Origin of the sequence: uncultured Veillonella sp. (genome assembly GCF_915069625.1) — a bacterium.
Lineage (GTDB): Bacteria > Bacillota > Negativicutes > Veillonellales > Veillonellaceae > Veillonella.
In genome coordinates, this window is the sequence record NZ_CAJZFD010000172.1 from 1 (window position 1) to 4121 (window position 4121).

5 protein-coding genes are annotated in these 4121 nt (G+C 38.4%); all 5 read left to right on the forward strand.

What is annotated here, in order from left to right; genetic code table 11:
• Positions 1-73 precede the first annotated feature (73 nt).
• The 5 genes from QZ548_RS08255 (at position 74) to QZ548_RS08275 (ending at position 3942) form a co-directional block, all read left to right on the forward strand.
• Positions 74-460 (forward strand): biotin/lipoyl-containing protein, encoded by a 387-nt coding sequence (locus QZ548_RS08255; RefSeq protein ID WP_295869630.1) that lies wholly within the window; start codon positions 74-76, stop codon positions 458-460.
• A 70-nt stretch (positions 461-530) separates the two neighbouring features.
• A complete protein-coding gene (locus QZ548_RS08260; RefSeq protein WP_295869631.1) occupies positions 531-1652 on the forward strand; it encodes a sodium ion-translocating decarboxylase subunit beta in 1122 nt (373 codons plus the stop codon).
• A gap of 192 nt (positions 1653-1844) precedes the next feature.
• Complete coding sequence (locus tag QZ548_RS08265) at positions 1845-2102, forward strand: hypothetical protein (protein ID WP_005377387.1); 258 nt, start codon at positions 1845-1847, stop codon at positions 2100-2102.
• Between the two features lie 38 nt (positions 2103-2140).
• The gene (locus QZ548_RS08270) at positions 2141-3439 is read left to right on the forward strand and encodes an SLC13 family permease (protein WP_105089439.1); all 1299 of its coding nucleotides are present in this window, start codon (positions 2141-2143) and stop codon (positions 3437-3439) included.
• A 239-nt stretch (positions 3440-3678) separates the two neighbouring features.
• Positions 3679-3942 carry a SemiSWEET family transporter gene (locus tag QZ548_RS08275; RefSeq protein ID WP_004696474.1) on the forward strand — a complete coding sequence of 88 codons (264 nt, stop codon included), beginning with the start codon at positions 3679-3681 and terminating at the stop codon, positions 3940-3942.
• The last annotated feature ends 179 nt before the right edge of the window (positions 3943-4121 follow it).

Here is a 4121-nt window from a genome sequence, read left to right on the forward strand (position 1 = left end):
AGGATTATCAGAACTATATGTGTAAATGAAATTTAAGTATTGTGTAGATATACACATTTTGGAGGAATTTAAGATGAAAAAATTCAACGTTACAGTAAATGGTACAGCATATGATGTAGAAGTTAATGAAGTAAAAGGTGCAGCTCCTGCAGCAGCTCCTAAAGCAGCTCCAGCAGCAGCTCCTAAAGCAGCTCCTGCACCAGCTCCAGCTCCAGCTCCAGCTGCAGCAGCTCCAGTTCCAGCAGGTGCTGAAACTGTAAAAGCTCCAATGCCTGGTAAAATCTTATCTGTAGCAGTATCCGCTGGTCAAGCAGTTAAAAAAGGCGAAACTTTGTTGATCCTTGAAGCTATGAAAATGCAAAACGAAATCGCAGCTCCTCATGATGCTGTAGTTTCTGAAGTTCGCGTAGCAGCTAACCAAACTGTATCCACTGGCGACGACATGGTTGTTCTTGGTTAATACCAAGTTGTGTGTGGCGCGGCTGAGCCGCGTCATATAACAATTTTATATTTGTGAAAGGGGAACGCATATGGAGGCTTTTGCTGTTGCGATTCAATCCGTTATTACAGATAGCGGGTTCCTCGCATTTACAACAGGCAATGCTATTATGATTCTTGTAGGTTTGATCCTATTGTACTTGGCATTTGCTAAAGAGTTTGAACCTTTATTGTTGGGTCCGATTGCGTTTGGTTGTGTACTTGCTAATATTCCTCGTAATGGTTTCGAAGAAGGCGTTATGGCACTTATTAGCGCAGGTATCTCCCAAGAAATCTTCCCACCTTTAATTTTCCTTGGTGTAGGTGCAATGACTGACTTTGGTCCACTCATTGCTAATCCTAAAACATTGCTTTTAGGTGCTGCTGCTCAAATCGGCGTATTCGTTGCTTTAGGTGGCGCAATGATGCTTGGCTTCACAGCTCAAGAAGCAGCTGCTATCGGTATCATCGGTGGTGCTGACGGCCCTACATCCATTTACTTAGCTACTAAGCTAGCTCCTCATTTATTAGGTGCTATCGCGGTTGCCGCATATTCCTATATGTCCTTGGTACCGTTGATTCAACCACCTGTAATGAAATTATTCACTACGCAAAAAGAACGCGAAATTGTTATGGAACAATTGCGTGAAGTTACACGTTTTGAAAAAATCGTATTCCCAATTATTTCTACGATCTTCATTTCCTTATTGCTTCCTTCCATTACATCCCTTTTAGGTATGTTGATGTTAGGTAACTTGTTCCGTGAATCTGGCGTAACTGAACGTTTGTCTGATACATCTCAAAATGCGTTGATCAATACTGTTACTATCTTCTTAGCAACTGGTACTGGTTTAACAATGAGTGCGGAACACTTCTTAAGCGTGCAAACACTCCTTATCATTTGCTTAGGTTTGGTTGCATTCATCGGTGGTACTGCTGGTGGCGTATTATTCGGTAAATTGATGAGCTTAGTAGATGGTGGTAAAACAAATCCACTTATTGGTTCTGCTGGTGTATCCGCAGTTCCAATGGCAGCTCGCGTATCTCAAGTAGTAGGTGCGAAAGCTAACCCAGCTAACTTCTTGCTCATGCATGCTATGGGTCCAAACGTAGCTGGCGTTATCGGTACAGCAGTAGCAGCAGGTACAATGCTTGCTATGTTGTCCAGCCACTAGTAATTTAATAATTATTCACCAAGGTGTGCCTAATTAGGTACACCTATTGGTGAATATAAAAACCCTTCAAATCTATGTATTCATGCATAAATAGGGTATATTTGCAATAAATGCTTTTCAGATCGGTCATTAGGTGATACAAGCATTCACACAATAACCTTCTAGTGCTTTAAATTTAGTAGAGGTGGTCACTTGTTATCTGTAGAATTAAAAATACTGATTTGTTTTATCTGGGCATTTATTGTATTTTTTATTACGGCACTGATTATCGGTGTTGAAGGCAAAGCTAAATGGTTTCAACGCAGAACTAAATATACTTGGTTTAATCGCCGAGGATTTTTAGGTGAAACCTTATTCTTTGGGTATCCTAAAACAAGAGAGGGATATGGGATTACTTTTTTGATGGCTTCCGCCATTGGTATCGTAGGTTATATTTTATACCTCTTATAACTATATCAGTGCATTTCTCTGAAGGGAGATGATGATGTATGGGTACTGCAGAACAAACCTTAATCGTCCTCGCAGTCATGGCTGTTTTATTTGTTACGGAAATTATTCCTTTAGCTATTACTTCTTTAGGCGGCGCTATTACACTTGGCCTTATGGGTATTATTACTCCTAAGGTTGTATTCTCTGGTTTATCTGATAGTACAGTTGTGTTGTTTGCTGGCATGTTCGTTGTTGGTGCAGCATTGTTCTACACTGGTTTGGCTCAAAAAATTGGGGAAACAGTAGTATCTCATGCTGGTACTAGCGAAAATGGCTTAATGCTAGCAATCATGGTTGTTACAGCAACTATGTCCGCATTCTTATCTAACACTGGTACTACAGCTGCTTTACTTCCTGTAGTTGTTGGTATCTGTGCTGTTGCTAAGATTCCTGCATCTCGCCAATTGATGCCTTTAGCATTCGCTGCAGGTATTGGTGGTATCATTACAATGGTTGGTACACCTCCAAACATTATTGTAAGTGGTACATTAACTAAATTTGGTGAACAACCATTTGGTTTCTTCGAATTTGCTTGGATCGGTATTCCTTTGACTATCGCCACAATCGCATTCATGATGCTTATTGGTAAACATTTATTGCCTAAACATGAAATTCAAGATGCTGGCGACGTTGAACAAGAAGTAGCTGCTGAAGATATTTCTAACGATCCTAAGAAACAATTATACTCTGGTCTTATTCTTTTAGGTGTAATCATTGCTATGATTTTAGGTGACTTCCTAAAAGGTTATGGTATCAACTTACCATTGAGCATGGTTGCAGTTATTGGCGCAATGCTTTGCGTATTAACTGGTTGCTTGAACGAAAAACAAGCTTACACATCTATTGACTGGGTAACAATCTTCTTATTTGCTGGTATGATGCCAGTAGCAACTGCACTTGACCAATCTGGTGCAGGTAAAATGATTGCTAATGCAGTAATCGGTGTTATGGGTTCTGACCCTAGCCCTTACTTTGCAACAGCAGTATTATTCGCATTGTCTTGTGTTATGACTCAATTTATGTCTAACACAGCATCTTGTGCATTGTTGGCTCCTATCGGTATCTCCATTGCTCAAGGTATGGGCGCTGACCCTCATGCTGTATTGATGGCTATCGGCGTTGCTGCATCTTGTGCATTCGGTACACCTGTAGGTACACCTCCAAATACATTAGTACTTGGCCCTGGTCAATACAAATTTACAGACTATGTAAAAGCCGGCGTTCCATTGATTTTAGTTTGCTTCGTAGTAAGCTTAATTATCATTCCAATGGTATGGCCATTCTTCCCTGGTAAATAATAGGGGATAGGTTACTCTACTATAAAGCACATACGAGGTCGAATCGTAAGATTCGGCCTCGTTTTTTATGATTTTAGCCTATATGATTTTAATATAGATTACATATAAGTGTAATCAAAAGCAATATGAATTAAACTAATTTGCATGATTAATTTTACACAATTGACTACATCGAAAAAAATATGATATAGTATATTGTATAAGATATAATAATGTAATGTTGAATAAGGAGGTCATCTATGACAAAAGAAAGATTTAACATGTTAGTTGGTTCTATTGGTGCATTTATTGGTGTATTTGTATTTTTAGCCTATATCCCACAAATAATTGCTAATCTTCATGGTCAACCTAGTCAACCATGGCAACCATTATTTGCAGCAGTATCCTGTTTGATCTGGGTATTATATGGTTGGACAAAATCACCTAAACGTGATTATATTTTAATCGTACCAAACCTTGCAGGCGTTATTTTAGGTACACTAACATTCTTAACATCTTTCTAAGTGCTATAAGAAAAAAATAGTATTATTGTTATATAGTGAATAATAGTAAAGATATTACTTTACTTTATAAATATAAATGAGGTCGAATCGTATGATTCGGCCTTTTTTAGAGTGAAGTTTATATGTTAGATTAAAATATAGATAAGCGTTAAATCTGTTGTAATAAAAAAATAGTTTTT

What these genes read in the sequence shown, in the direction of transcription:
- QZ548_RS08255 (WP_295869630.1), top strand. Translation starts at nt 74, where the DNA reads ATGAAAAAATTCAACGTTACAGTAAATGGTACAGCATATGATGTAGAA.
- QZ548_RS08260 (WP_295869631.1), top strand. Translation starts at nt 531, where the DNA reads ATGGAGGCTTTTGCTGTTGCGATTCAATCCGTTATTACAGATAGCGGG.
- QZ548_RS08270 (WP_105089439.1), top strand. Translation starts at nt 2,141, where the DNA reads ATGGGTACTGCAGAACAAACCTTAATCGTCCTCGCAGTCATGGCTGTT.
- QZ548_RS08275 (WP_004696474.1), top strand. Translation starts at nt 3,679, where the DNA reads ATGACAAAAGAAAGATTTAACATGTTAGTTGGTTCTATTGGTGCATTT.